The sequence below is a fragment of the Halomonas terrestris genome, assembly GCF_049166755.1.
Taxonomy (GTDB): Bacteria; Pseudomonadota; Gammaproteobacteria; order Pseudomonadales; family Halomonadaceae; genus Halomonas.
Window position 1 is genome coordinate 109,778 of record NZ_JBMHFZ010000002.1, and the last position, 22,620, is coordinate 132,397.

General features: G+C 68.8%; 22 protein-coding genes. 7 read left to right on the forward strand and 15 right to left on the reverse strand.

The window, feature by feature from the left end:
- Positions 1 to 54: 54 nt before the first annotated feature.
- The 6 genes from ubiD (at position 55) to ACOMD9_RS02835 (ending at position 5,736) form a co-directional block, all read left to right on the forward strand.
- Entirely contained in the window at positions 55 to 1,551 is a 1,497-nt protein-coding gene (gene ubiD / locus ACOMD9_RS02810) for a 4-hydroxy-3-polyprenylbenzoate decarboxylase (RefSeq protein WP_421412037.1), read from the forward strand.
- The gene (locus ACOMD9_RS02815) at positions 1,548 to 2,327 is read left to right on the forward strand and encodes an NAD(P)H-flavin reductase (RefSeq protein WP_421412038.1); all 780 of its coding nucleotides are present in this window, start codon (positions 1,548 to 1,550) and stop codon (positions 2,325 to 2,327) included. Before ubiD ends, ACOMD9_RS02815 begins: the two co-directional genes overlap by 4 nt.
- Entirely contained in the window at positions 2,324 to 3,037 is a 714-nt protein-coding gene (folM, locus tag ACOMD9_RS02820; RefSeq protein WP_421412039.1) for a dihydromonapterin reductase, read from the forward strand. Before ACOMD9_RS02815 ends, folM begins: the two co-directional genes overlap by 4 nt.
- A 211-nt stretch (positions 3,038 to 3,248) precedes the next feature.
- Positions 3,249 to 3,374, forward strand: a complete 126-nt coding sequence (locus ACOMD9_RS02825) for a hypothetical protein (protein WP_421412040.1) — start codon at positions 3,249 to 3,251, stop codon at positions 3,372 to 3,374.
- A gap of 536 nt (positions 3,375 to 3,910) precedes the next feature.
- On the forward strand, positions 3,911 to 4,981 hold the full coding sequence (locus tag ACOMD9_RS02830) for a 3-deoxy-7-phosphoheptulonate synthase (RefSeq protein WP_421412041.1): 1,071 nt from the start codon (positions 3,911 to 3,913) through the stop codon (positions 4,979 to 4,981).
- A gap of 242 nt (positions 4,982 to 5,223) precedes the next feature.
- On the forward strand, positions 5,224 to 5,736 hold the full coding sequence (locus tag ACOMD9_RS02835) for a DUF3087 family protein (protein ID WP_421412042.1): 513 nt from the start codon (positions 5,224 to 5,226) through the stop codon (positions 5,734 to 5,736).
- Here the strand turns inward: ACOMD9_RS02835 and ppk1 are convergent.
- Together ppk1 and hemB are read right to left on the reverse strand one after the other, a co-directional pair.
- Positions 5,733 to 7,922 carry a polyphosphate kinase 1 gene (gene ppk1, locus ACOMD9_RS02840; RefSeq protein WP_421412043.1) on the reverse strand — a complete coding sequence of 730 codons (2,190 nt, stop codon included), beginning with the start codon at positions 7,920 to 7,922 and terminating at the stop codon, positions 5,733 to 5,735. The two genes, ACOMD9_RS02835 and ppk1, sit on opposite strands and share 4 nt — an antisense overlap.
- A 54-nt stretch (positions 7,923 to 7,976) precedes the next feature.
- On the reverse strand, positions 7,977 to 8,975 hold the full coding sequence (gene hemB, locus ACOMD9_RS02845) for a porphobilinogen synthase (RefSeq protein ID WP_421412281.1): 999 nt from the start codon (positions 8,973 to 8,975) through the stop codon (positions 7,977 to 7,979).
- 223 nt (positions 8,976 to 9,198) lie between these two features.
- Between hemB and elbB the strand changes: the two genes are divergently transcribed.
- Entirely contained in the window at positions 9,199 to 9,861 is a 663-nt protein-coding gene (gene elbB / locus ACOMD9_RS02850; RefSeq protein ID WP_421412044.1) for an isoprenoid biosynthesis glyoxalase ElbB, read from the forward strand.
- Positions 9,862 to 9,956: 95 nt separating this feature from the next.
- On the opposite strand, the gene tatC is transcribed toward elbB, so the two are convergent.
- From tatC to ACOMD9_RS02915, 13 genes are all read right to left on the reverse strand, one after another.
- Positions 9,957 to 10,724: a twin-arginine translocase subunit TatC gene (tatC, locus tag ACOMD9_RS02855; RefSeq protein ID WP_421412045.1), complete on the reverse strand. Its 768-nt coding sequence runs from the start codon at positions 10,722 to 10,724 to the stop codon at positions 9,957 to 9,959.
- On the reverse strand, positions 10,721 to 11,176 hold the full coding sequence (gene tatB, locus ACOMD9_RS02860) for a Sec-independent protein translocase protein TatB (protein WP_421412046.1): 456 nt from the start codon (positions 11,174 to 11,176) through the stop codon (positions 10,721 to 10,723). Before tatB ends, tatC begins: the two co-directional genes overlap by 4 nt.
- Positions 11,177 to 11,182: 6 nt before the next feature.
- Positions 11,183 to 11,446, reverse strand: a complete 264-nt coding sequence (gene tatA, locus ACOMD9_RS02865; RefSeq protein WP_421412047.1) for a Sec-independent protein translocase subunit TatA — start codon at positions 11,444 to 11,446, stop codon at positions 11,183 to 11,185.
- Positions 11,447 to 11,496: 50 nt separating this feature from the next.
- Positions 11,497 to 11,832 (reverse strand): phosphoribosyl-ATP diphosphatase, encoded by a 336-nt coding sequence (locus ACOMD9_RS02870; RefSeq protein ID WP_421412048.1) that lies wholly within the window; start codon positions 11,830 to 11,832, stop codon positions 11,497 to 11,499.
- A gap of 46 nt (positions 11,833 to 11,878) precedes the next feature.
- Positions 11,879 to 13,501 (reverse strand): ubiquinone biosynthesis regulatory protein kinase UbiB, encoded by a 1,623-nt coding sequence (ubiB, locus tag ACOMD9_RS02875; RefSeq protein WP_421412282.1) that lies wholly within the window; start codon positions 13,499 to 13,501, stop codon positions 11,879 to 11,881.
- Entirely contained in the window at positions 13,501 to 14,127 is a 627-nt protein-coding gene (locus tag ACOMD9_RS02880; protein ID WP_421412049.1) for a ubiquinone biosynthesis accessory factor UbiJ, read from the reverse strand. The genes ubiB and ACOMD9_RS02880 overlap by 1 nt, the downstream gene beginning before the upstream one ends.
- Positions 14,127 to 14,882 carry a bifunctional demethylmenaquinone methyltransferase/2-methoxy-6-polyprenyl-1,4-benzoquinol methylase UbiE gene (ubiE, locus tag ACOMD9_RS02885; protein ID WP_421412050.1) on the reverse strand — a complete coding sequence of 252 codons (756 nt, stop codon included), beginning with the start codon at positions 14,880 to 14,882 and terminating at the stop codon, positions 14,127 to 14,129. Before ubiE ends, ACOMD9_RS02880 begins: the two co-directional genes overlap by 1 nt.
- A gap of 322 nt (positions 14,883 to 15,204) precedes the next feature.
- Entirely contained in the window at positions 15,205 to 15,588 is a 384-nt protein-coding gene (locus ACOMD9_RS02890) for a gamma-butyrobetaine hydroxylase family protein (protein WP_421412051.1), read from the reverse strand.
- Between the two features lie 29 nt (positions 15,589 to 15,617).
- Entirely contained in the window at positions 15,618 to 16,940 is a 1,323-nt protein-coding gene (hslU, locus tag ACOMD9_RS02895; protein ID WP_421412052.1) for an ATP-dependent protease ATPase subunit HslU, read from the reverse strand.
- An 11-nt stretch (positions 16,941 to 16,951) separates the two neighbouring features.
- Complete coding sequence (hslV, locus tag ACOMD9_RS02900; RefSeq protein ID WP_421412053.1) at positions 16,952 to 17,470, reverse strand: ATP-dependent protease subunit HslV; 519 nt, start codon at positions 17,468 to 17,470, stop codon at positions 16,952 to 16,954.
- Positions 17,471 to 17,587: 117 nt separating this feature from the next.
- A complete protein-coding gene (locus tag ACOMD9_RS02905; RefSeq protein WP_421412054.1) occupies positions 17,588 to 18,337 on the reverse strand; it encodes an SPOR domain-containing protein in 750 nt (249 codons plus the stop codon).
- A gap of 3 nt (positions 18,338 to 18,340) precedes the next feature.
- Entirely contained in the window at positions 18,341 to 20,026 is a 1,686-nt protein-coding gene (gene argS / locus ACOMD9_RS02910) for an arginine--tRNA ligase (protein ID WP_421412055.1), read from the reverse strand.
- A 266-nt stretch (positions 20,027 to 20,292) separates the two neighbouring features.
- Positions 20,293 to 22,536 carry a primosomal protein N' gene (locus tag ACOMD9_RS02915; protein WP_421412056.1) on the reverse strand — a complete coding sequence of 748 codons (2,244 nt, stop codon included), beginning with the start codon at positions 22,534 to 22,536 and terminating at the stop codon, positions 20,293 to 20,295.
- Positions 22,537 to 22,620 lie beyond the last annotated feature (84 nt).

Consider the following 22,620-nt stretch of genomic DNA (forward strand, 5'->3'; position numbering starts at 1 on the left):
ATCGAAGGGGCATGCTATGCTGCCCCTTTCGTCGTTCCGGAAACGGGAAATGGAATGAAGTACAAGGACCTGCGCGACTTCATCGCGGCCCTGGAGGCCCAGGGCGAGCTCACGCGCGTCACCGCCGAGGTCGATCCCTACCTGGAGATCACCGAGATCTGCGACCGCACCCTGCGTGCCGGCGGGCCGGCGTTGCTGTTCGAGAACGTCAAGGGCCACGACATGCCGCTGCTCGGCAACCTGTTCGGCACGCCGCAGCGGGTGGCCATGGGCATGGGCCAGGACTCCGTCGCCGCCCTGCGCGAGGTGGGCGAACTGCTCGCCTTCCTCAAGGAGCCCGAGCCCCCCAAGGGGTTTCGCGACGCCTGGGAGAAACTGCCGATCTTCAAGCAGGTGATGAGCATGGGGCCGAAGACGGTGCGCTCGGCGCCGGTGCAGGCCCTGGCCTACGAGGGCGACGAGGTCGACCTCGACCGCCTGCCGATCCAGCACTGCTGGCCGGGCGACGTGGCCCCGCTGGTCACCTGGGCCCTGGTGGTGACCCGCGGGCCGCACAAGAAGCGCCAGAACCTCGGCATCTACCGCCAGCAGAAGCTGTCGCGCAACCGCCTGATCATGCGCTGGCTGTCGCACCGCGGCGGGGCGCTCGACTTCCAGGAGTTCCAGAAGGCCAACCCCGGCGAGCCCTTTCCGGTGGCGGTCGCGCTGGGCGCCGACCCGGCCACCATCCTCGGGGCCGTCACCCCGGTGCCGGACAGCCTCTCCGAGTACGCCTTCGCCGGGCTGCTTCGCGGCTCGCGCACCGAGCTGGTCAGGTGCGGGCATGCCGACCTGGAAGTCCCGGCGTCCGCCGAGATCATCCTGGAAGGCTTCATCTACCCCGACGACATGGCACCGGAAGGTCCCTACGGCGACCATACCGGCTACTACAACGAGGTCGAGCAGTTCCCGGTCTTCACGGTGACGCGCATGACCATGCGCGAGAACGCCATCTACCACTCCACCTACACCGGCCGCCCGCCGGACGAGCCGGCGATCCTCGGCCTGGCCCTCAACGAGGTCTTCGTGCCCATCCTGAGGCGCCAGTTCCCCGAGATCGTGGACTTCTACCTGCCGCCGGAGGGCTGCTCCTACCGCATGGCGGTGGTGACCATGAAGAAGCAGTACCCGGGCCATGCCAAGCGGGTGATGATGGGTGTGTGGAGCTTCCTGCGCCAGTTCATGTACACCAAGTTCGTGGTGGTGCTCGACGACGACGTCGATGCCCGCGACTGGAAGGACGTGATCTGGGCCATCACCACCCGCATGGACCCGGCCCGGGACACCCTGCTGGTCGAGAACACCCCCATCGACTATCTGGATTTCGCTTCACCGGTGGCCGGCCTGGGGTCCAAGATGGGCCTGGATGCCACCACCAAGTGGCCCGGCGAGACCGACCGCGAATGGGGCACGCCCATCGTCATGGACGAGGCCGTCAAGGCCCGCGTCAGCGATCGCTGGAACGACCTGGGCATTGTGCTCCCCCCCGACAACGACACGAGGCATTCATGACGCCAAGGACCCTGACCTGCCAGGTGAGCGAGGTGGAGGATCTCACGCCGGACGTCTTCCGCGTCACCCTGGAGGGCCGTGCCGAGGCCGTGGCCCATGCACCCGGCCAGTACCTGGAACTCAAGCTCGACGACGCGACCTGGGTGCCGTTCTCGATCGCCAATGCCCATGGCGGCGACGGTATCATCGAGCTGCATATCCAGCACTGGCCCGAGCGGGAGAACTCCGCACGCCTGCGAGAGCTGGTCCAGGTCGCCGAACGGCTCACCCTGCGCCTGCCCGGCGGCGACTGCGTGCTCGATCCGGACAGCTCGCGGCCGCTGCTGCTGGTCGCCGCCGGTACCGGCTTCGCCCAGATGAAGGCGATCATCGAGGCGGCGCTGCACGCCGACCCCGAGCGGGAGATCGAGCTCTGGTGGGCGGCCCGGGAGCATCGTGACCTCTATCTGGAGCGGCTGCCGCGGGAGTGGGCCGAGACCCATGACAATCTCCGCTTCCACGTGGTCACGGAAGTGATGCCCGAGGAGCCGGTGGCGGGCGAGCGGATCCTCGCCCATCGCGGTCGCATCGACCAGGCCCTGGCCGAGGGGCTCGACGACGTCTCCGGCCATGACGTCTACCTCTCGGGCTCGCCGGGCATGGTCTACGCCTGCGTGGACGTGCTGGCGTCCCTGGGACTGTCGCCCTCGCGGGTCTTCTCCGACGTCTTCGCCTATGCGCCGCGGGATCCCATCGTGCCCACCGCCGGCAGCCTGGTCAGGGAGGCCCGGTCATGAGCGCCTCACCGATCCTGATCACCGGCGGCGCCCAGCGGCTGGGGCGACACTGTGCGGAGCGCCTGCGTGACGACGGTCACCCGGTGATCATCAGCTACCGGCGGGAGCGCGATGAACTCGAGGCGCTGCGCGAGCGGGGCATCGTCACCCTGCAGGGGGATTTCGCCACCGAGGCGGGGATCCTCGATTTCATCACCCGCCTCAAGGCGGTAACCTCGTCGCTGCGAGCCATCGTCCACAATGCCAGCGACTGGGCCCCGGACACCACCGGTGACGCGGCCGGGGCCAACTTCGAGCGGTTGTTCCGCATCCACATGCTGGCGCCCTACCTGATCAACCTGCATGGCCGTGAACTCCTCGAGGCGTGCAGCGAGCCCCAGCGCGACATCGTCCACATGACCGACCATGTGGTGCAGAAGGGGTCCAGGAAGCATGCCGCCTATGCCGCCTCCAAGGCGGGGCTGGCCAACCTGACGCTGTCGTTCGCCGCCATGTATGCGCCGGCGATCCAGGTCAACGCCATCGCGCCGGCGCTGATCATGCTCAACGAGGGCGACGACGAGACCTATGTGGAGAAGGCGAAGGCCAAGTCGGTGATGGAGATGATCCCGGGCCCCGGGGTGATCTACCAGAGCCTGCGCTACCTGCTCGACAACCGCTATATCACCGGGGTGACCCTGCCGGTGGATGGTGGCCGTCACCTCCGCTAACAGGCCGTGCCCACGACAACGCCATCACCGGGGTGACCCTGCCGGTGGATGGTGGCCGTCACCTCCGCTAGCAGGGTCACCCCGGTGATGGTGGCCGGCATCCCCGCCGGCTGCGACAATCCGGCCCTGCCGGGCGGTCGATGGCGGGCGTCTTCTCCGCTAGAATGCTCCGACCCTGACAACACAATCCTCGCAGAAGGAGAAGAGACAGATGGCCGGACATGACGAGAACTTCAAGGATGGCAGTGGCCTGCTGGCCGTGGCGCTGGGCCTGGCGGTGCTGGTGGGCATGAGTGCCCTGCCGGCGACCATCGGCTGGGTGCAGTACTTCGCCTGAGCGAGACGAAGCCCTTGCCAAATCCCCATCGACACGGCACGATGGGGGCATCGCTCAGGAGATGACCATGACGACGACCCACCCCGCTGCCACCCGTTGCCCGAGCGCCCCCCGCGGCGTGCTGGTCGCTGGTCGTGGTGACGACGAGGGTGTCGCCGCGGGTCGTCGCTATTGGTCTGGATACTGGTTTAGCACCGGCGTGCCGGTGACCATGTCCTGACGACAGACCGAGCAGAGACATCGTCGCGAGGCACGCCCCCCAGGGGTTGCCTCCTCCACAGAACCCCCGGACGGCAACCCCGCCCGGGGGTTCTGCTTTTCGGGACGACACGAGACCTTCATCGAGGAGACGCATCATGACCGCTGCCATCGCTTTCCCGCTCCGTTACCCGACTCTCGGTCGCGGCTATTACGGCGCCTGGCGATTTAGCGACGCGCGGTCGGGCCAGTGCGCCACCTCCGACCGTGGCATCACCGGTGGCATCCACCCGATGTGTCCCACGACACGATGTCTGTCCGTTTCCCGGAGTTGAGCCATGACCGCCTCGCTTGCCACCGCGACCCTGAACGATACCGCCCGATCCATCCACTCCCCCGTCCGGGCCCTGCCCACCGCCGCCGAGCTGCGCCGTGCCCTGCCGCTGGCGCCTGGCCTCGCCGAGCGCATCGCCCACCAGCGCCGGGCGATCCGCGACATCCTCGCCGGCCGCGATGATCGCCTGCTGGTGGTGGTCGGGCCGTGCTCCATTCACGACCCCGAGGCGGCCCTGGCGTATGCCCGCCGGCTGGCCGAGCTTGCGGAGCGGGTCGCCGATCGGCTGTTGATCGTGATGCGTGTCTACGTGGAGAAGCCGCGCACCACCGTGGGCTGGAAGGGGCTCGTCTACGACCCCGACCTGGACGACAGCGGCGACATGGCCCGCGGCCTCGAGGTCTCGCGGCGACTGATGCGCGAGGTCGCCGAGCTGGGCCTGCCGGTGGCCACCGAGCTGCTGCAGCCGATGCTGGCGCCCTACCTGGAGGACCTGCTGGCCTGGGTCGCCATCGGGGCGCGGACTACCGAGTCCCAGTTGCATCGCGAGCTGGCCAGCGGCCTCGACGCCGTGGTCGGCTTCAAGAACGCCACCAGCGGCGATATCGGCGTGGCGCTGGACGCCATGCGGGCCGCCGCCCATCCGCACCAGCATTTCGGCCTCGACGCGACGGGGCGACCGGTGGTGCAGCACACCTCGGGCAACGCCCATACCCACCTGGTGCTGCGCGGTGGCCACGGCGAGCCCAACTACCAGGCCGCCCACGTCACGGCGGCGCGCCGTGCCCTCGAGGAGGCCGGGCTCACGCCGCGGCTGATGGTGGACTGCAGTCACGCCAACGCCCGCAAGGACCACCGCCGCCAGAGCGAGGTGCTGCTCGACGTGCTGGCCCAGCGGCTGGCGGGGGAGACCGCCCTGTGTGGCCTGATGATCGAGAGCCACCTGCACGAGGGCAAGCAGCCGCTGGCGCCGGGCCAGCTGCGCTACGGGGTCTCGGTCACCGATGCCTGCCTCGGCTGGGAGACCACCGAGCAGTTGCTGCTTGGCGCCGCGGAGCGCCTGCGCCAGAGCTGAGATCGCCTCGCTGTCAGGGGGTCTTTGCCATCTCGATGGGGCGGGGCTATCCCGGGGGCAGGCCTGCGCGAGGGCGCTGTGAACCCCTCCCTGGGCGCTACCTTTTCCTTCCCTGGAAAAGGACCCTCTTGCAGGCCTGCCCCCGGCGCCCCTCACCAAGGGCCGGCTGCCTGCCTGTACCCGGACGGAGAATGTCGGGATAATGCCGCCATTTGCCGCCTAGCACCGGTCCAGGAGATGCCATGCCGTTCCAGTTCGAAGACCACGACCCCGAAACCTATCGCCGCAAGGGCCGTTTCATCAGCCTGGCCATGGCCGGCCAGCTGATCGTCTTCGGCCTGGTGTTCGTCCAGCTGCTGCATGCCCTCTTCGATGGCGGCTTCTGGCTCAACGTGGCAGGGGTGCTGCTCGGCCTGGTGGCCACCAGCCTGGTGTTCGCCGTGCTGCGCGAGCGGCCCTGGATGACCGAGATGCGCTACGTCTGGCAGCTCAAGCATCACCTGTCGCGGGTCAGCGGCTACCTGCCGGCGTTGCGGCGTGCCGTGGCGGAGGACAACGACACGGCGCTGGCGGTGCTCTCCTTCTACCACCAGGGCATGGCCCAGCTTGCCGAACTCAACGGCCGTACCCTGGACGACGACGCCGAGCTGCTCGCCGAGCGCGAGACCGTCAGGGTCGCCCGCCGGGAGAGGGGACTGCCCGAGCGGGTCGACGGCTTCGATCCCGAGGACCTGCGCGCCTTCCGGCGCGGTTAGGCCCGGTTGGCGTAGGCGTAGAGCAGCGTCTCCTGGGCACTGATCGGCGCCGCCGCGCCGGGCTGCTGCTTGACGTAGAGGCCGTCGCTGCGCAGCAGCCAGCTCTGGCAGTTGTCCACCAGGTAGGTCTCGAGGTCCTTGCGGACCCGGGCGGCCAGCTTCCTGTCCAGCAGCGGGAAGCCGATCTCGACGCGATGGAACATGTTGCGTGCCATGAAGTCGGCACTGGAGCACCAGGTCTCCGGCTGGCCGTCGTTGTGGAAGTGGAAGACCCGGGTGTGCTCCAGGAAGCGGCCGATGATCGAGCGCACGCGGATGTTCTCCGAGATGCCGGGGATGCCCGGGCGCAGGCAGCACATGCCTCGGATGATCAGGTCGCACTCCACCCCGGCCCGCGACGCCCGGTAGAGGGCCTGGATCAGCTTCGGCTCGGTCAGCGCGTTGCACTTGACGATCAGGTGGGCACGCTTGCCCTGACGGGCATGCTCGGCCTCCCGGTCGATCCTGGCCACCAGCCCCTCGTGGAGGGTGAAGGGGGCGTGCAGCAGCTGCTCGATATGCCGGGCCCGGCCCATGCCCGAGAGCTGCTGGAAGACCTTGTGCACGTCGGCGCAGAGCACCGGGTCGGCGGTCAGCAGGCTGTAGTCGGTGTAGAGCCTGGCGGTCCGCGAGTGGTAGTTGCCGGTGCCCAGGTGGGCGTAGTAGCGCAGCCTTCCCCGTTCGCGACGCACGATGTGCATCATCTTGGCGTGGGTCTTGTAGGCCATCACCCCGTAGATGACGATGGCCCCGGCCTCCTGCAGGCGCGAGGCCAGCGCCAGGTTGTCGGCCTCGTCGAAGCGTGCCCGCAGCTCGATCACCACCGTGACCTCCTTGCCGTTGCCGGCGGCCTCGACCAGGGCATTGACGATGGGCGAATCGGCGCCGGTGCGGTAGAGGGTCTGCTTGATGGCCAGCACGTCCGGGTCCCGGGCGGCTTCCGCGAGCATCTCCTCCACGGGGGAGAAGGAGTGGAAGGGGTGATGGAGCAGGATGTCGCCATCGGCGATCGCGGCCAGCACGCTGTCGGCCTTGCGCAGTGACTTGGGCAGGCCAGGGGTGAAGGGGCGGTGGAGCAGCTCCGGGCGCTCCACGTCGCCCAGCACCGACAGCATGCGGGTCAGGTTCACCGGGCCGTTGACGCGGAAGAGGTCCGCCTCCTCGAGCTGGAACTGCCTGAGCAGGAATTCGGCCAGCTCGTCGGGGCAGTTGTCGGCCACCTCCAGGCGGACCCCGCTGCCGTAGCGCCGCGACAGCAGCTCGCCGCGCAGCGCCGAGGCGAGGTCGGAGACCTCCTCGGGGTCCACGGAGAGGTCGGCGTTGCGGGTCAGCCGGAACTGGTAGCAGCCGCGTACCGTCATGCCGGGAAAGACCTCCTCGGCATGGGCATGGATCATCGAGGAGAGGAAGACGTACTCGCTGAAGCCCGCCTCGCAGAGCGCCCCGGGCAGGGCGATCACCCGGGGCAGCGAGCGGGGAGCCGGCAGGATGGCGAGGCCCCCCTCGCGGCCGAAGGCATCCCTGCCCTCCAGCTGGACGATGAAGTTGAGGCTCTTGTTGACCAGGCGCGGGAAGGGGTGGGAAGGGTCCAGGCCGATGGGGCTGAGCACCGGCATGATCTCGTTCTCGAAGGTATCGCGGACCCAGGCCCGCTGCTCCTCTGACCAGTCTCCGCGGCGGCGAAAGCGCAGCCGCCGGGCCTCCAGGGCGGGGATCAGGACCTCGTTGAGGATCCGGTACTGGCGCGCCACCTGGGCGTGGGCCACCCGGGCGATCTCGGCCAGGACCGACCGGGGGGAACGCCCGTCGGCGCCGGTGGCATCATCGCCGAGCAGGATCTGGCGCTTGAGGCCGGCCACGCGGATCTCGAAGAACTCGTCCAGGTTGGACGAAAAGATCAGCAGGAACCTCAGCCGGTCGAGCAGCGGGTGCGCCTCGTCCAGGGCCTGTTCCAGCACCCGGACGTTGAACTGCAGGTGGGAGAGCTCGCGGTTGAAGTAGAGCCCGGCATCGGCCAGGTCCGCCGCCGGGTCCGGCAGCGCCCTGGGCTTGATCCCGGTGCGGGTCTGGTTCAGCCGGGGGGTGGGCGGCTCGGCCGACGGGACCTGGGGGGAGTCCTGAGTGTCGGGACTGCGCGGGGTTTCCATCCTCTCTCCTGGCGTCGATGGAAAGGCCCGCGTCGGGTCAACCGAGCCCTTCCCTCACTGGGCGAGCAGCCGCGCTGCCCGTTTGGCGAAATAGGTCAGCACGCCATCGGCGCCGGCACGCTTGAAGCAGAGCAGCGACTCGAGGATGACCTCGTCGGCCTCGAGCCAGCCGTTCTCGAAGGCGGCCATGTGCATGGCGTACTCGCCGCTGACCTGGTAGGCGAAGGTCGGGACCTTCAGCTCGTCCTTGATGCGACGCACCACGTCCAGGTAGGGCATGCCGGGCTTGATCATCACCATGTCGGCCCCCTCGGCGAGGTCGAGGGCCACCTCGTGGAGCGCCTCGTCGCCGTTGCCCGGGTCCATCTGGTAGGTGGTCTTGTCGGCACGGCCCAGGTTGCCGGCGGAGCCCACGGCGTCGCGGAAGGGGCCGTAGTAGCGCGAGGCGTACTTGGCGCTGTAGGCCATGATGCGGGTGTTGACCAGGTGCTCCTGCTCCAGCACCTGGCGGATCGCGCCGATGCGTCCGTCCATCATGTCCGAGGGGGCCACCACGTCGGCCCCGGCCTCGGCATGGGAGAGCGCCTGCTTGAGCAGTGTCTCCACGGTGCGGTCGTTGTGCACGTAGCCCTGCGCATCGAGGATGCCGTCCTGGCCATGGCTGGTGTAGGGGTCCAGCGCCACGTCGGTGATGATGCCGAGCCCGGGGAGCGCCTCCTTGAGGGCGCGCACGCTGCGCTGGACCAGGCCCGCCGCGTTATAGGCCTCCTCGGCGAGTTCGCTCTTCAGCGAGGCGCCGACCACCGGGAACAGGGCCAGGGCGGGAATGCCCAGTTCATGGGCCTCCCGGGCCTCCTCGATGAGCAGGTCCAGCGACAGTCGCTCGACGCCGGGCATGGAGGGCACGGCCTCCCGCTGGCCCTCACCCTCGAGCACGAACACCGGCCAGATCAGGTCGGCAGGGGTCAGCAGCGACTCGCGCATCAGGCGGCGCGAGAAGTCGTCACGGCGCATCCGGCGCATTCGGGCGGCGGGGAACTGACGTGTGGTCATGAAGCTCAAGGCGTGTCTCCAGCGGTGAGGTCGGGACCGCCACGGTTACAGGATGGCGGACGACGATGACGATACGATGACAGGGAATCGTTGCCTTGGAGTATATCAGCGCGGCCGTGCATCGAAAGTCGTGCCTTGTCGCACCCCGGGCGACTCTCTAAAGTGATGGGTTCGAATTATCGGGTCTGCTCGTCGGCAGGCGCATACCTTCAAGGAGATAGGCATGAGCAAACAGGTGGCGGTCATCCTCTCGGGCTGTGGCGTGTTCGATGGCTCGGAGATCTACGAGACCACCCTGACCCTGCTGCGGCTGGACCAGCTGGGCATCGGCTATCGCTGTTTCGCCCCGGACATCGACCAGCACCATGTCATCGACCATCGCAGCGGCGAGGTGGCCGAGGGCGAGGCCCGCAACGTGCTCGCCGAGTCCGCCCGCCTGGCCCGGGGGGAGATCTCGGCCCTGACCGAGCTCGAGGCGGGTGACTTCGATGCGGTGATCCTGCCGGGAGGCTTCGGTGCCGCCAAGAACCTCTCCAACTTCGCCGAGGCCAGCGACGAGATGGAGGTGCTTGGCGAGCTGGCCGCGGCGCTTGCCGGTTTCCACGAGGCGCGCAAGCCCATCGGCCTGATGTGCATCAGCCCGGTGCTGGTGCCGCGGCTGCTGGGGCGGGGCATCGCCGTGACCATCGGCCATGACCCGGGCGTGTCGGGGGCGATCAGCGCGATGGGCGGGCTGCACCGCAGCTGCGGCGTCGAGGACATCGTGGTCGACTTCGAGAACCGGGTGGTCACCACCCCGGCCTACATGCTCGCCACCCGCATCAGCGAGGCCGCCACCGGGATCTTCAAGCTGGTCGATCGCATCGACGAGCTGATGGACCTGTAGCCGCGAAGCGGCTGGAGCTGGAAGCTGGAAGGGAGATCGCCCCCATGGCCTTGCCATGGGGGCGATCTGTTTCAGGCTGCTTTCCAGCTTTCAGCTTACGGCTCGTCCGCTTCTTCCGCCTCGCGCTTCTTGCGCCGTGCCAGGCGGCCGAACAGAAGGCCGACCTCGTAGAGCAGGTACATGGGCACGGCCAGCAGGCTCTGGGAGATGATGTCCGGCGGGGTCAACAGCATGCCGATCACGAAGCAGCCCAGCACGATGTAGGGGCGCTTCTTCGACAGGCTCTCCACGCTGGCGGCGCCCGAGGCGATCAGCAGGAAAGTGGCGATGGGGATCTCGAAGGCCACCCCGAAGGCGAAGAACAGCTTGAGGACGAAGTTGAGGTAGGCGTTGATGTCGGTCATCACCGCCACGTTCTCCGGCCCCGTCTGGGTGAAGAACTGGAACAGCAGCGGGAAGACCACGTAGTAGGCGAACGCCGCCCCGGCGTAGAACAGTGCCACGCTGGAGGCGAGGATCGGCAGCGCCAGCGCCTTCTCGTTGTCGTAGAGCCCCGGGGCCACGAAGGCCCAGGCCTGGTGCAGCACGTAGGGGATGGCGATGAACACCGCCACCACCAGGGTCAGCTTGAAGGGCGCCAGGAAGGGCGAGGCCACCTCGGTGGCGATCATCTGGGAGCCTTCCGGCAGCAGGGCCATCAACGGCTGGGCCACGAAGCTGTAGATGTCGTTGGCGAAGGCGTAGAGGCCCAGGAAGATCACCAGGATGGCCACCACGGCACGCAGCAGCCGCGAGCGCAGCTCGATCAGGTGCTCTATCAGTGGGGCCTGGCTCTGCTCCTTGGGGTCACCGGTCTTGCTCATCGGGAGGTGGAGTCCTTGTCGCCGGCGTCGGCAGGTTCATCGGAGGGCGTATCGAGGCGTGCACGGGCCAGGGCGTCGTCCAGGCGTCTTTCCGGTGGCTCGCTCGGTGCCGAGGAAGCAGGGGCGTCGGCCGCCTTATGGCGTTCGGATGCGGGGTTGTCACTCGGGGTGTCGTCCGCCTTGCCGGTCTCCGGCTCGGCGATGCCTTCCACGCCGCGCTTGACCTGCTTGACGCTCTCGTCGAGCTTCTGCTGCTGCTCGTTGAGCTTCTGGCGCAGCTCCTCCGCCTCGAGCTGGGCGCTGATCTCACGCTGCATGCCGGAGACGGTACGCTTGATCTTGCCGATCCACAGCCCCAGGGTGCGCGCGGCCTTGGGCAGGCGCTCCGGGCCCAGCACCAGCAGGCCCACCACGCCGATGATCAGCAGTTCGAGAAAGCCCATATCGAACATGGCGGGTTACTTGCGCTCTTCCTGGTCCTCGACCTTGTGCTCGGCCTTGACGTCATAGGTGTCACCCTCGTCGTCATGGCTGACCTTGGCCTGCGGCTTTTCCTCCTCGTCCTTCTCCTTGTCCTTCTCCTCCTCGTGCATGGCCTTCTTGAAGCCCTTCACGGCGCCCCCCAGGTCGCCGCCGACATTGCGCAGCTTCTTGGTGCCGAAGATCAGGATGATGATGCCGAGTACGATCAGCAGCTGCCAGATACTGATACCACCTAACATGAGTGTTTCCTCTGATTGGGGTTCCGGTCCATCCGGAACGGCCGTTGAATCTATTGTTGCCTTGCGGCCTTCTCGTCGTGCCCCGACACGCCGAAGCGTCGGGCCAGCTCGTCCAGCACTGCGCGATGATCAAGATCGAGGTGCGACAGCATGACCATGCTATGAAACCACAGGTCCGCCGTTTCGGCGATCAACGCTTGCCGCTCGACCGCGCCGCCATGCTCGGCATCCTTGGCAGCCAACAGGGTCTCGGTGACTTCCTCGCCCACCTTCTCGAGTATCTTGTTCAGCCCCTTGCAATGCAAGGCGGCGACGTAGGAATCCTGTGGGTCGGCATGACGGCGTTGCTCGAGGATATCATGCAACTGGTCGAGTATATCGCACATGTATCAAGGTTCCGTTGATGGGGGCCATGCAGGCCGTTGTCGAGGGTCAGTGCCAGGCCAGCAGCAGCACGCCGATGGCGGCGGCGGCCAGCACCGGCCAGGGCTGGCCCGCTGCCCACTCGGTCAGCGGCTGCCAGGCGAGTGCCAGGGCCAGCAGCAGCGCCCCCAGGCGCAGGCGCCGCCGGCTGCTCCCCTGGCGCTGGAGCAGGCTGCGAATGCCGCTCATCGCCTCGGCCTGGCGGTGCCGCTGGCGGTGCTCGTGCTCGATGCGGCTGAGCGTCTGGTGGGCCAGGACGGGCAGTTCCGGCAGCTGGCGGGTCAGTTCCGGTGCCTGGCGCTTCAACGAGTCCCAGAAGCCGCTGGCACCGGCGCGTTCCTTCATCCACTGCTCGAGGTAGGGCTTGGCGGTGCGCCACAGGTCCAGGTCCGGATAGAGTTGCCGGCCCAGCCCCTCGATGTTGAGCAGGGTCTTCTGCAGCAGCACCAGTTGGGGTTGGACCTCCATGTTGAAGCGTCGTGCCGTCTGGAAAAGGCCCAGCAGTACCTGGCCGAAGGAGATGTCCTTGAGCGGTTTCTCCAGGATCGGCTCGCACACCGTGCGGATCGCCGCGGCGAACTCGTTGGCCCGGGTATTCTCGCCGACCCAGCCCGACTCGATGTGCAGGGCGGCCACCTCGTAGTAGTCCTGGTGGAAGAAGGCCAGCAGGTTGCGCGCCAGGTAGTCCTGGTCCTCGCGGGTGAGGCTGCCGACGATGCCGCAGTCGATGGCGATGTACTGCGGGTCGTGGGGGTGTTCGAAGGAGACGAAGATATTGCCCGGGTGCATGTCGGCATGGAAGAAGTTGTCACGGAACACCTGGGTGAAGAAGATCTCCACACCGCGCTCGGCAAGCTTCCTGAGGTCGGTGCCCTGGGCCACCAGGGCCGCGGTGTCCGCCACCGGCACGCCGTGGATGCGCTCCTGCACCATGACCCGCCGGCGGGTCAGCTCCCAGTGGATCGCCGGCACGAACAGCAGCGGCGAGTCCTTGAAGTTGCGCTTGAGCTGGGAGGTGTTGGCGGCCTCCTTGGTCAGGTCGAGTTCGTCGAACAGGGTCGCCTCGTAGTCGCGCACCACCTCCACCGGGCGCAGCCGTCGCGCCTCCGGGACGCGCTTGAGGAGGTGAGCGACGCGGTACATCAGCGCCATGTCCTGGCGCATCACCCGCTCGATGTCGGGGCGGATGATCTTGACCACCACCTCCTCGCCGCCGTGCAGTCGGGCGGCGTGGACCTGGGCGATCGAGGCCGAGGCGAGCGCCTCGGTCCCGAAGTGCGCGAAGGCCTCGTCGATGGACATGCCGAGCTCCTCCTCCACCCGGGCCCGGGCCTGGACCCCGGGGAAGGGCGGGACCTGGTCCTGGAGGCGACGCAGCTCGTCGGCGATGTCCTCGGGCAGCAGGTCGCGGCGAGTCGAGAGCACCTGGCCGAACTTGACGAAGATCGGACCCAGCGCCTCGAGGGCCAGGCGCAGCCGCTCGCCCCGAGAGCGCTGGCCGATCGGCACCAGGCGCAGTGGCGAGAGCCTGAACAGGCTGCGCAGCCACCAGGGCAGCCGCTCCAGGGGGAGCAGGGTGTCCAGCCGGAAGCGGGTGATCACCCAGAAGATGCGCAGCAGCCGCAGGGCCATCATGGGCGCGCCTCCCCGTCGACCAGCCGGCGATGCAACCGGGCGAGGCGTGCCTCGAGGCGGTCGGTGGTGACCTCGAGCTCGGTGAGATGGTCGCGCAGGGCGTCCATCTGGTGACGGCCGGGCAGCAGGCGGGCTTCCTCGAAGACATACTCGGAGACGTCGGCGCAGAACTCGTCGCGGGTGCGCAGGCCCCATCGGGTGACGCCGCGAAGCCCCTCGGCGAGGCTGTGGGCGGGCATGTCGCCGAGCCAGCGGGCCAGTTCGCCCTCCCAGTCCAGGTCGAGGTCGAGCAGCAGGTCGCGGGTGGCCTCGAGCAGGTGGATGCGCCCGCGCACCGCCAGCTTGCCCTGGAACATCAGCCGCTCGATGGACTCGCCGCCGAGCAGTTCGCCGGCGGTCTCGGCGTCGAGTTCGACGATGGCGTCGAAGGCTTCCTCCGCGGTGTCGTCCGGGCGCAGCAGGTCCAGGCCGTGGGGATGGAAATGGATGGCCAGGGCCAGGGCGGGGCGCTCGAGCCGCAGCAGGATGCGCTGGCCCGCGAGGCGGGCCAGCCGTGCCGGCGCCGCCGGGTCGCGGGCCAGCAGGGCATTGAGGGTGCGCTCGAGGCAGGCCAGGACCAACATTATAACTTGATGCCGCGATGCAGGGCGACGATACCACCGGTGAGGTTGGTGTACTCGACCCGTTCGAGGCCCGCGGCCTCCATCATGCCCTTGAGGGTCTCCTGATCCGGATGCATGCGGATCGACTCGGCCAGGTAACGGTAGCTGTCGCCATCGCTCGCCACCAGTTCGCCCATCCTCGGCAGCAGGCGGAAGGAGTATTCGTCGTAGGCCCTGGAGAGCAGGGGGTTGGCCGGCTTGGAGAACTCCAGCACCAGCAGCCGGCCACCGGGCTTGAGCACCCGGGTCATGGAGCGCAGGGCGGCATCCTTGTCGGTGACGTTGCGCAGGCCGAAGGCGATGGTGATGCAGTCGAAGGTGTTGTCCGGGAAGGGCAGGCACTCGGCGTTGGCCTGGACATACTCGACGTTGCCACCCACGCCATGGTCGAGCAGCTTGTCGCGGCCCACCCGCAGCATGGACTCGTTGATGTCGGCCAGCACGACCCGGCCGCGGGGACCCACCATGCGCGAGAACTTCTGTGTCAGGTCACCGGTACCCCCGGCGATGTCGAGCACGCTGTGACCCGGACGCACGCCCGAGCGCTCGATGGTCAGCCGCTTCCACAGGCGATGGATGCCCAGCGACATCAGGTCGTTCATGACGTCATAGCGGGCCGCCACCGAGTGGAAGACATCGGCCACGCGAGAGGCCTTCTCCTCGACCGGCACTTCCTGGTAGCCGAAGTGGGTGGTGCGCTTGTCGCTGGGGCTCATGCCGTGGGGCTCCCGAATCGCTGCAGTGGGGTGAGGCGGAGGCCTCGGAATGGGCGACATTGTAGCCTTCCCCGGCGGCGATTGTCTTGACGAGGATCGGGCTTGAAACTCGCGGCTGATCCGGCGACAGGCCTGCGAGGGGGCGCTGTGAACCCCTCCCTGGGCGCTACCGATGCCCTGCTGCGCTCTCGCATCCTGCTTCGCTTGCAGGACCGGTGCTGGCCATCCATGGCCAGCCCGTTCGGAGCGATGCTCCTCACCCATGGCATAGGACCCCCCCTCTTCGGCCTGCCCCCGGCGCCTCTCGTCGCGATCTCGTGTTCTACAGCTGCTTGATCTCGATGCCCAGCGGCTCGCGGCTGGCGCCGGCTTCCTCCAGGCGCTTCAGGTAGTCGGCCCAGTTGGCCTCCCGGTCACGGATCAGCGCATACAGGTAGTCCCAGCTGTAGAGGCCGCTGTCATGGCCGTCGTCGAAATGCAGCTTGAGCGCGTAGCGGCCGGCCTGGGTGATGTTCTGAAGGCCGACGTGCTTCTTGCCCACCTGCAGGGTGGCGGTGTCGCGGCCGTGGCCGCGCACCTCGGCCGAGGGCGAGAAGACCCGCAGGTACTCCACCGACAACCGGTAGGATTCTCCCTCGGCGTAGGTGAGCTCGAGCTCGCGGTCCTTCTTGTGGTAGTGCACCTTGACGGGAATCGGGGCTGTCATAAGCACCTCCGGTGAGCCGCAAGCTGGGGTTAGAGGATATAGCGAGACAGGTCCTCGTCCATGGCCAGCTCGCCGAGCTGGGAGTCGACGTAGTCGGCGTCGATCGCCAGCGGGGTGCCGATGTCGGCACCGCTGAACGAGGCCTCCTCGAGCAGGCGCTCCATCACGGTGTGCAGGCGGCGGGCGCCGATGTTCTCGGTACCTTCGTTGACCTTCCAGGCGATCTCGGCGATGCGCTCGATGCCGTCCGCGGTGAACGAGATGTCGAGCCCCTCGGTGGCCAGCAGTGCCTGGTACTGCTTGGTCAGCGATGCCGACGGCTCGGTGAGGATGCGCTTGAAGTCGTCGGGGGTCAGCGCATTGAGCTCGACACGGATCGGCAGCCGGCCCTGCAGCTCGGGGATCAGGTCCGACGGGCGCGACAGGTGGAAGGCGCCGGAGGCGATGAACAGGATATGGTCGGTCTTGACCATGCCGTACTTGGTCGAGACCGTGGAGCCCTCGATGAGCGGCAGCAGGTCGCGCTGCACGCCCTCGCGAGAGACCTCGCCGCCGCTGCTCTGGCCGCTGCCCTTGGCGACCTTGTCGATCTCGTCGAGGAAGACGATGCCGTTCTGTTCCACGGCATCGATGGCGCGGTGCTTGATCTCCTCCTCGTTGACCAGCTTGGCGGCCTCCTCGTCACGCAGCAGGGCGAAGGCATCCTTCACCGCCACACGGCGGGTCTCGGTCTTCTGCTTGCCCATGCCGGCGAACAGGCTCTGCAGCTGGTTGGTCATCTCCTCCATGCCCGGCGGGGTCATGATGTCGATGCCCGGCCCCTGGGGCGTGACCTCGATGTCGATCTCCTTGTCGTCGAGCTGCCCCTCGCGCAGCTTCTTGCGGAAGAGCTGGCGGGTCGAGCTGTCCTGGCGAGGCGCGTCCTCCTGGCCGCGGGGCGGCGGCAGCAGGGCGTCGAGGATGCGATCCTCGGCGGCGTCCTCGGCGCGGTGGCCGACCTCCTCCTTGGCCTGCTCTCGCACCAGCTTGATGGCGGCCTCGGTGAGGTCGCGGATGATCGACTCCACGTCGCGGCCCACATAGCCCACCTCGGTGAACTTGGTCGCCTCGACCTTGATGAAGGGGGCGCGTGCCAGCTTGGCCAGGCGGCGGGCGATCTCGGTCTTGCCCACCCCGGTGGGGCCGATCATCAGGATGTTCTTGGGGGTGACCTCGTGGCGCAGGTCACCGTCGAGCTGCATGCGCCGCCAGCGATTGCGCAGGGCGATGGCCACGGCGCGCTTGGCGTCCTGCTGGCCGATGATGTACTGATCCAGGGCGTGGACGATCTCGCGGGGTGTCATCTGGGTCATGGTGGCGGCCTTCAGAGCTCTTCGAGCGTGACGTGGTGGTTGGTGAATACGCAGATGTCGCCGGCGATCTCCAGCGACTTCTCGGTGATCTCGCGGGCCGAGAGGTCGGTGTTCTCGAGCAGTGCGCGGGCCGCGGCCAGGGCGAAGTTGCCGCCGGAGCCGATGGCGATGATGCCGCGCTCGGGCTCCACCACGTCGCCGTTGCCGGTGATGATCAGCGAGGCGTCCTTGTTGGCCACCGCCAGCAGGGCCTCCAGGCGACGCAGGGCGCGGTCGGTGCGCCAGTCCTTGGCCAGCTCCACGGCGGCCTTGACCAGGTTGCCCTGGTACTTCTCCAGCTGCGCCTCGAAGCGCTCGAACAGGGTGAAGGCATCGGCGGTGCCGCCGGCGAAGCCCGCCAGCACCTCACCACGATAGAGGCGGCGTACCTTGCTGGCATTGCCCTTCATCACGGTATTGCCCAGCGACACCTGGCCGTCACCGGCCAGTGCGACCTGGTCACCGCGGCGCACGGAAACGATCGTGGTCATGGAGGGAACTCCTTGGGGGAGCAGAGCAGATGGCTCCCGATGACTTTCGGCACCGCGGGGGTGGCCCGGGTGCCGTGACTGAGCTTTCAGGGGAAGTGCGGGCAGGGCGGTCGGAATTCAACCGCCGGGGCGAGATGGCATCGCCTGATTCTGCAGCCGGATGACCAGCGGCTCGATGCCCTGGGTGGTCATCAGGTCCTGGGCGCGGTTGAGTTCACGGGTGTCCTCGTAGGGGCCGACCTGCACCCGGTGCCAGGTCTCGCCGCCGCTGGTCTGCACCTCGCTGACCTGTGCCAGCAGGCCGAAGTCGCGCAGCCGCTGGCGCAGCTGCTCGGCATCGCCGGATTCACGGAAGGAGGCGGCCTGGAGCATGTAGCGACTGGCGTCGGCGGCGCTGACGCTCCCGGACGGCTCGCTCGCCTCCGGGCGCAGGTTGGCGGCGATCACCCGGGCAATGGGGTCGTCCTCGGGGTCGGCGCCGGTTTCGGGGTCGGGCTCCCTCGCCGGTGCCGGCGGCCGGGCGGTCGAGGCGGGCACCTCGCCGCGAGGCGTGACCACCTCGGACTCGGGCAGCAGGGTGTAGAACTCGAAGGTCGGCATGCGCGGCTCCTCCGGCGCGGGGCTGGCCGGGGCGCCCTGCGTCGCCTCGTCACCGGGCGAGGGCATCCGGGGGACCACCGTGGCGAGGGGGGAGTCGCTGCCTTCCTGCCAGGGGGCCGTGCCGTGCTGGTGCTGGGCGAGCAGGAAGCCGGCCGCGAGGCCGACGAGGCCCCACAGCCAGCCCGGCAGGCCGCGGCTCGTCCTGGGGGAAGCGCGTCGCTTGCTGGACGTGGCACCACGCTTCTTCGGAGCGGGACGACGGGCCATGGCTTACATCTCCTCGGGAGCGCTCACACCCATCAGGTCGAGGCCGTTGCGCAGCACCTGGCGGGTGGCCAGGCCCAGCGCCAGGCGGGCGTTGCGCCGGGCGTCGTCCTCGACCATCACCTTCACCGCGTTGTAGCAGGTGTGGAACTCGGCGGCGAGGTCGAGCAGGTACTGGGCGATCTGCTGGGGCTCGCGGGCGGCGGCGGCGTGCTCGACCACTTCCGGGTAGCGGGCCAGGCGGTTCATCAGGGCCTTCTCCGGGTCCTCGTCGAGCAGTGCCAGGCTGGCCATGGCCAGGTCATGGTCGAAGGCCATGCCGCCGGCCTCGGCGCGCCGCAGCATGCTGCAGACCCGGGCGTGGGCATACTGCACGTAGTAGACCGGGTTGTCGTTGGACTGGGAGCGGGCCAGGTCGATGTCGAAGGTGAGCTGGGAGTCGGCACGGCGAGCGGCCAGGAAGAAGCGGGTGGCGTCGCGGCCCACCTCGTCGATGAGGTCGCGCACGGTCACATAGCTGCCGGCGCGCTTGGAGAGCTTCACCTCGACCCCGGAACGGGTGACCATCACCATCTGGTGCAGCACGTAGTCGGGCCAGCCCTGGGGGATGCCGGCCTCCAGGGCCTGGAGCCCCGCACGCACGCGGGTCACCGTGGAGTGGTGGTCGGCGCCCTGTTCGTTGATCACCGTCTCGAAGCCGCGCTGCCACTTGTCGAGGTGGTAGGCCACGTCGGGCAGGAAGTAGGTGTAGCTGCCGTCGGACTTGCGCATCACCCGGTCCTTGTCGTCGCCGAAGTCGGTGGTGCGCAACCAGACGGCGCCATCCTGCTCGTAGGTGTGGCCCTTGGCGATCAGCCGCTCGACGGTGGCCTCGACCTTGCCGTCCTCGTAGAGCGAGGATTCGAGGAAGTAGACGTCGAACTCGACGCCGAAGGCGCGCAGGTCCAGGTCCTGCTCGCGGCGCAGGTAGGCCACGGCGAAGTCGCGGATGGCATCGAGGTCCTCTGGGTCGCCCTTGGCGGTGACGTGGCGGTCGTCGGCGTGGACCGCCTCGCGGGCCAGGTAGGCGTTGGCGACGTCGATGATGTAGCCACCCCGATAGCCGTCGGCGGGCCAGCCCTCGTCGCCGGGGTCGATGCCCAGGGCGCGGGCCTGCACCGAGAGGGCCAGGTTGCTGATCTGGGCGCCGGCGTCGTTGTAGTAGAACTCGCGCGTGACGTCGTGCCCGGTGGCCTCCAGCAGCCGGCAGATGCAGTCGCCGATGGCGGCACCCCGGCCGTGGCCGACGTGCAGGGGGCCGGTGGGATTGGCGGAGACGAACTCCACCTGCACCTTCCGGCCCTGGCCGACGAGGCTGCGGCCGTAGGCGTCACCCGCGTCGAGCACCTGGCGGATGACCTGGGCGGCGGCATCGGTGGCAGCGAAGAAGTTGACGAAGCCGGGGCCGGCGATCTCCACCTTGTTCACGGCATCGCTCTCGGGCAGGGCACCGACCAGTGCCTCGGCGAGCTCACGGGGCTTCTTGCCGGCGGGCTTGGCCAGCATCAGTGCCAGATTGGTCGCATAGTCGCCGTGGGCCTTGTCCCGTGTGGGATCGACCTTGATGGTCGGCGAGAGGTCGGCGGGCAGTACGCCTTGCTGCTTGAGAGTGTCGAGGGCGCCCTCGAGCAGGGTGATGATGGTGTCTTTCATGAAGCGTCAGGTGTCCTGTGGCGCCGGCCGGTGCGAGGTAAAGGGTGGTGACGAGGCGCTCGCGGCGGGCTCGGGCGTGAAAACGGTACCCGGGAACGGGTATGGCCGGCCATTATCGGCAATTGTGGCGCGGCTTTAAAGCCCAGCCCCGACCCGGCTTCGCCGGGAGCCGCAAGCCTTGAGCTGGATGAGCGGCGCTCCGCGCCTGGAAGCTTGAAGAAACGGCTGGACCCCCTGAGGGGCAGTCACAAGCTGGCTTCCAGCTTTCAGCTGAGCGTCTGCGGGTCGATATCCAGCGACCAGCGTACCCGGCGGGCCTCAGGGGCGGCCTCGAGCCAGGCGACCAGGCGGGCGCCGGCCTCGTGCAGGGCGCTGCGGCGGGAGCTGGCGAGCATCAGCTGCAGGTGGTAGCGATTCTGGCGCCGCTCCATGGGGGCCGGCACCGGACCCAGGCAGTCCACCTCGAGGCCGCGCTGCCTGATCCACCCGCGCAGGGCATCGGCGGCCTGGCCGCCAAGGGCATTGACCTCCTCCTCCCCCGGGCTCTCCAGGCGCAGCAGGGCCAGGAAGCGGAAGGGTGGCAGGCCGGCGGCGCGGCGCTCCTCGAGCAACTGGCTGGCCAGGGCCGCATAGCCCTGTTCGGCCAGCAGCTTCAGGTGCGGGTCGTCGCCGTGCAGGGTCTGGACCAGCACCCGTCCGGGGTGGGCGGCGCGCCCGGCGCGTCCGGCGACCTGCACCAGCAGCTGGGCGCTCTGCTCGAGGGCGCGGAAGTCGCTGGCGTAGAGGCCGGCATCGGCGTTGACCACCACCACCAGGGTGACGTGGGGCAGGTGGTGCCCCTTGGCCAGCATCTGGGTGCCGACCAGCAGGCAGGGTTCGCCGCGGCGGACCTCGGTGAGCACGCGCTCGAAGGCGTCGCGACGGCGGGTGCTGTCGCGGTCGATGCGGTGCACCGGGACCTCGGGGAAGAGGGGCGCCAGGGTCTCCTCGGTGCGCTCGGTGCCGCTGCCCAGGGGGCGCAGGTCGCCGCTGCCGCAGCTGGGGCAGGTATCGGGCAGGGCCCGGCGACGATCGCAGTGGTGGCAGGCGAGCAGCGGCGGCTGTCGGTGCAGGGTCATGCGGGCGTCGCACTGGTCGCACTCGGCCAGCCAGCCACAGGCGTGGCAGGCCAGGGTGGGGGCGAAGCCGCGGCGGTTGATGAACACCAGCACCTGGTGGCCGGCGCCGAGGGTCTCGCGGATGGCCTCGATCACCGGGGGGATCAGCCCGCCCTGGCGGGGCCGGCCGCGCAGGTCGATGAGCTCCAGCCTTGCCGGGGCGTGGCGGCTGGCGCGACGGGTCAGCTGGAGGTGTCGCCAGTCGCCGCTGCGGGCCCGGGAAAGGCTCTCCAGCGACGGGGTGGCGCTGCCCAGCACCACCGGGATGCCGTGGTGGTGGGCGCGGGCGACGGCGAGGTCGCGGGCGTGGTAGCGCAGGCCATCCTGCTGCTTGAAGGAACCGTCGTGCTCCTCGTCGACGATGATCGCCCCGGGCCGGGCCAGGGGGGTGAAGATCGCCGAGCGGGTGCCGATGACGATGGGGGCCCGCCCGCTGGCGGCCGCCTCCCAGGCATCGAGGCGCTCGTGGTCGGTGAGCCCCGAGTGCAGGGCCACCACCGGCACGCGAAACCGCTGGCGGAAGCGGGCGAGGGTCTGGGGGGTGAGGCCGATCTCCGGGACCAGGACCAGGGCCTGGCGGCCGCGGCCCACCACGGCCTCGATCAGCTGCAGGTAGACCTCGGTCTTGCCGCTGCCGGTGACCCCCTCGAGGAGGCAGGGGTGGTAGGCATCGAGGCGCTCGTGAAGGGCGGCGAGCACGGTGGCCTGCTCGCGGGTGAGCGGCAGGGCCGGTTCGGCGAGCAGGTGGTCGCCTGCGCGCTTCCAGTGGGCGGTGAGGGGCTCCTCCCGACAGTCGATCAGGCCCTTGTCGGCGAGGGCGCGAAGCTGCTCGCGGGTGAACGACTGGGCGAGGATGGCCTGGGCGCCCAGGCCGTGGGGGTGCTGGCGGAGCATGGCCAGCAACTCGGCCTGTCGCGGGGCGCGGGAGAGCCCGGGCGGGTCGGTCGCCTGGCCGGCGGGGGTGACCTGCCAGCGCTCTCGGGTGCGTGCCTCCAGGGGCCGGCCCTGACGCAGCAGCACCGGCATGGCCTGGTGCAGGGTGTCTCCCAGGGCGTGCTGGTAGTAGCGGGCGGTGAAGCGACACAGCCACAGCCAGTCGGCGGGCAGGGGCGCCGGGTCGAGGCAGGATTCGACGGGTTTCAGTCGGGCCAGGGGCAGTTCGCTCTCGTCGCGGCACTCGATGACCACGCCCACCAGCTGGCGACGGCCGAAGGGCACGCGCACGCGCAGTCCCGGCTGCCAGCCCCCGGCGGGAGCGTCCCGGCAGGGGCGGTAGTCGAACAGGCGGCGCAGTGGCGAGGGAATGGCGATGCCCAGCACGCGAGGCGCATTCGGGCGGGGGGGATTGGACAATTGGCCTCCGGCGTCGGCTCTGCTAGAATGCCCCGCCGCCGCGGACACCCTGGTGTACACTGGGCGGTGTACCCGGCGGCAAAA

Coding starts and splice junctions, on each gene's coding strand:
- ubiD (WP_421412037.1), top strand. CDS start 55: ATGAAGTACAAGGACCTGCGCGACTTCATCGCGGCCCTGGAGGCCCAG.
- ACOMD9_RS02815 (WP_421412038.1), top strand. CDS start 1,548: ATGACGCCAAGGACCCTGACCTGCCAGGTGAGCGAGGTGGAGGATCTC.
- folM (WP_421412039.1), top strand. CDS start 2,324: ATGAGCGCCTCACCGATCCTGATCACCGGCGGCGCCCAGCGGCTGGGG.
- ACOMD9_RS02825 (WP_421412040.1), top strand. CDS start 3,249: ATGGCCGGACATGACGAGAACTTCAAGGATGGCAGTGGCCTGCTGGCC.
- ACOMD9_RS02830 (WP_421412041.1), top strand. CDS start 3,911: ATGACCGCCTCGCTTGCCACCGCGACCCTGAACGATACCGCCCGATCC.
- ACOMD9_RS02835 (WP_421412042.1), top strand. CDS start 5,224: ATGCCGTTCCAGTTCGAAGACCACGACCCCGAAACCTATCGCCGCAAG.
- ppk1 (WP_421412043.1), bottom strand. CDS start 7,922: ATGGAAACCCCGCGCAGTCCCGACACTCAGGACTCCCCCCAGGTCCCG.
- hemB (WP_421412281.1), bottom strand. CDS start 8,975: ATGACCACACGTCAGTTCCCCGCCGCCCGAATGCGCCGGATGCGCCGT.
- elbB (WP_421412044.1), top strand. CDS start 9,199: ATGAGCAAACAGGTGGCGGTCATCCTCTCGGGCTGTGGCGTGTTCGAT.
- tatC (WP_421412045.1), bottom strand. CDS start 10,724: ATGAGCAAGACCGGTGACCCCAAGGAGCAGAGCCAGGCCCCACTGATA.
- tatB (WP_421412046.1), bottom strand. CDS start 11,176: ATGTTCGATATGGGCTTTCTCGAACTGCTGATCATCGGCGTGGTGGGC.
- tatA (WP_421412047.1), bottom strand. CDS start 11,446: ATGTTAGGTGGTATCAGTATCTGGCAGCTGCTGATCGTACTCGGCATC.
- ACOMD9_RS02870 (WP_421412048.1), bottom strand. CDS start 11,832: ATGTGCGATATACTCGACCAGTTGCATGATATCCTCGAGCAACGCCGT.
- ubiB (WP_421412282.1), bottom strand. CDS start 13,501: ATGGCCCTGCGGCTGCTGCGCATCTTCTGGGTGATCACCCGCTTCCGG.
- ACOMD9_RS02880 (WP_421412049.1), bottom strand. CDS start 14,127: ATGTTGGTCCTGGCCTGCCTCGAGCGCACCCTCAATGCCCTGCTGGCC.
- ubiE (WP_421412050.1), bottom strand. CDS start 14,882: ATGAGCCCCAGCGACAAGCGCACCACCCACTTCGGCTACCAGGAAGTG.
- ACOMD9_RS02890 (WP_421412051.1), bottom strand. CDS start 15,588: ATGACAGCCCCGATTCCCGTCAAGGTGCACTACCACAAGAAGGACCGC.
- hslU (WP_421412052.1), bottom strand. CDS start 16,940: ATGACCCAGATGACACCCCGCGAGATCGTCCACGCCCTGGATCAGTAC.
- hslV (WP_421412053.1), bottom strand. CDS start 17,470: ATGACCACGATCGTTTCCGTGCGCCGCGGTGACCAGGTCGCACTGGCC.
- ACOMD9_RS02905 (WP_421412054.1), bottom strand. CDS start 18,337: ATGGCCCGTCGTCCCGCTCCGAAGAAGCGTGGTGCCACGTCCAGCAAG.
- argS (WP_421412055.1), bottom strand. CDS start 20,026: ATGAAAGACACCATCATCACCCTGCTCGAGGGCGCCCTCGACACTCTC.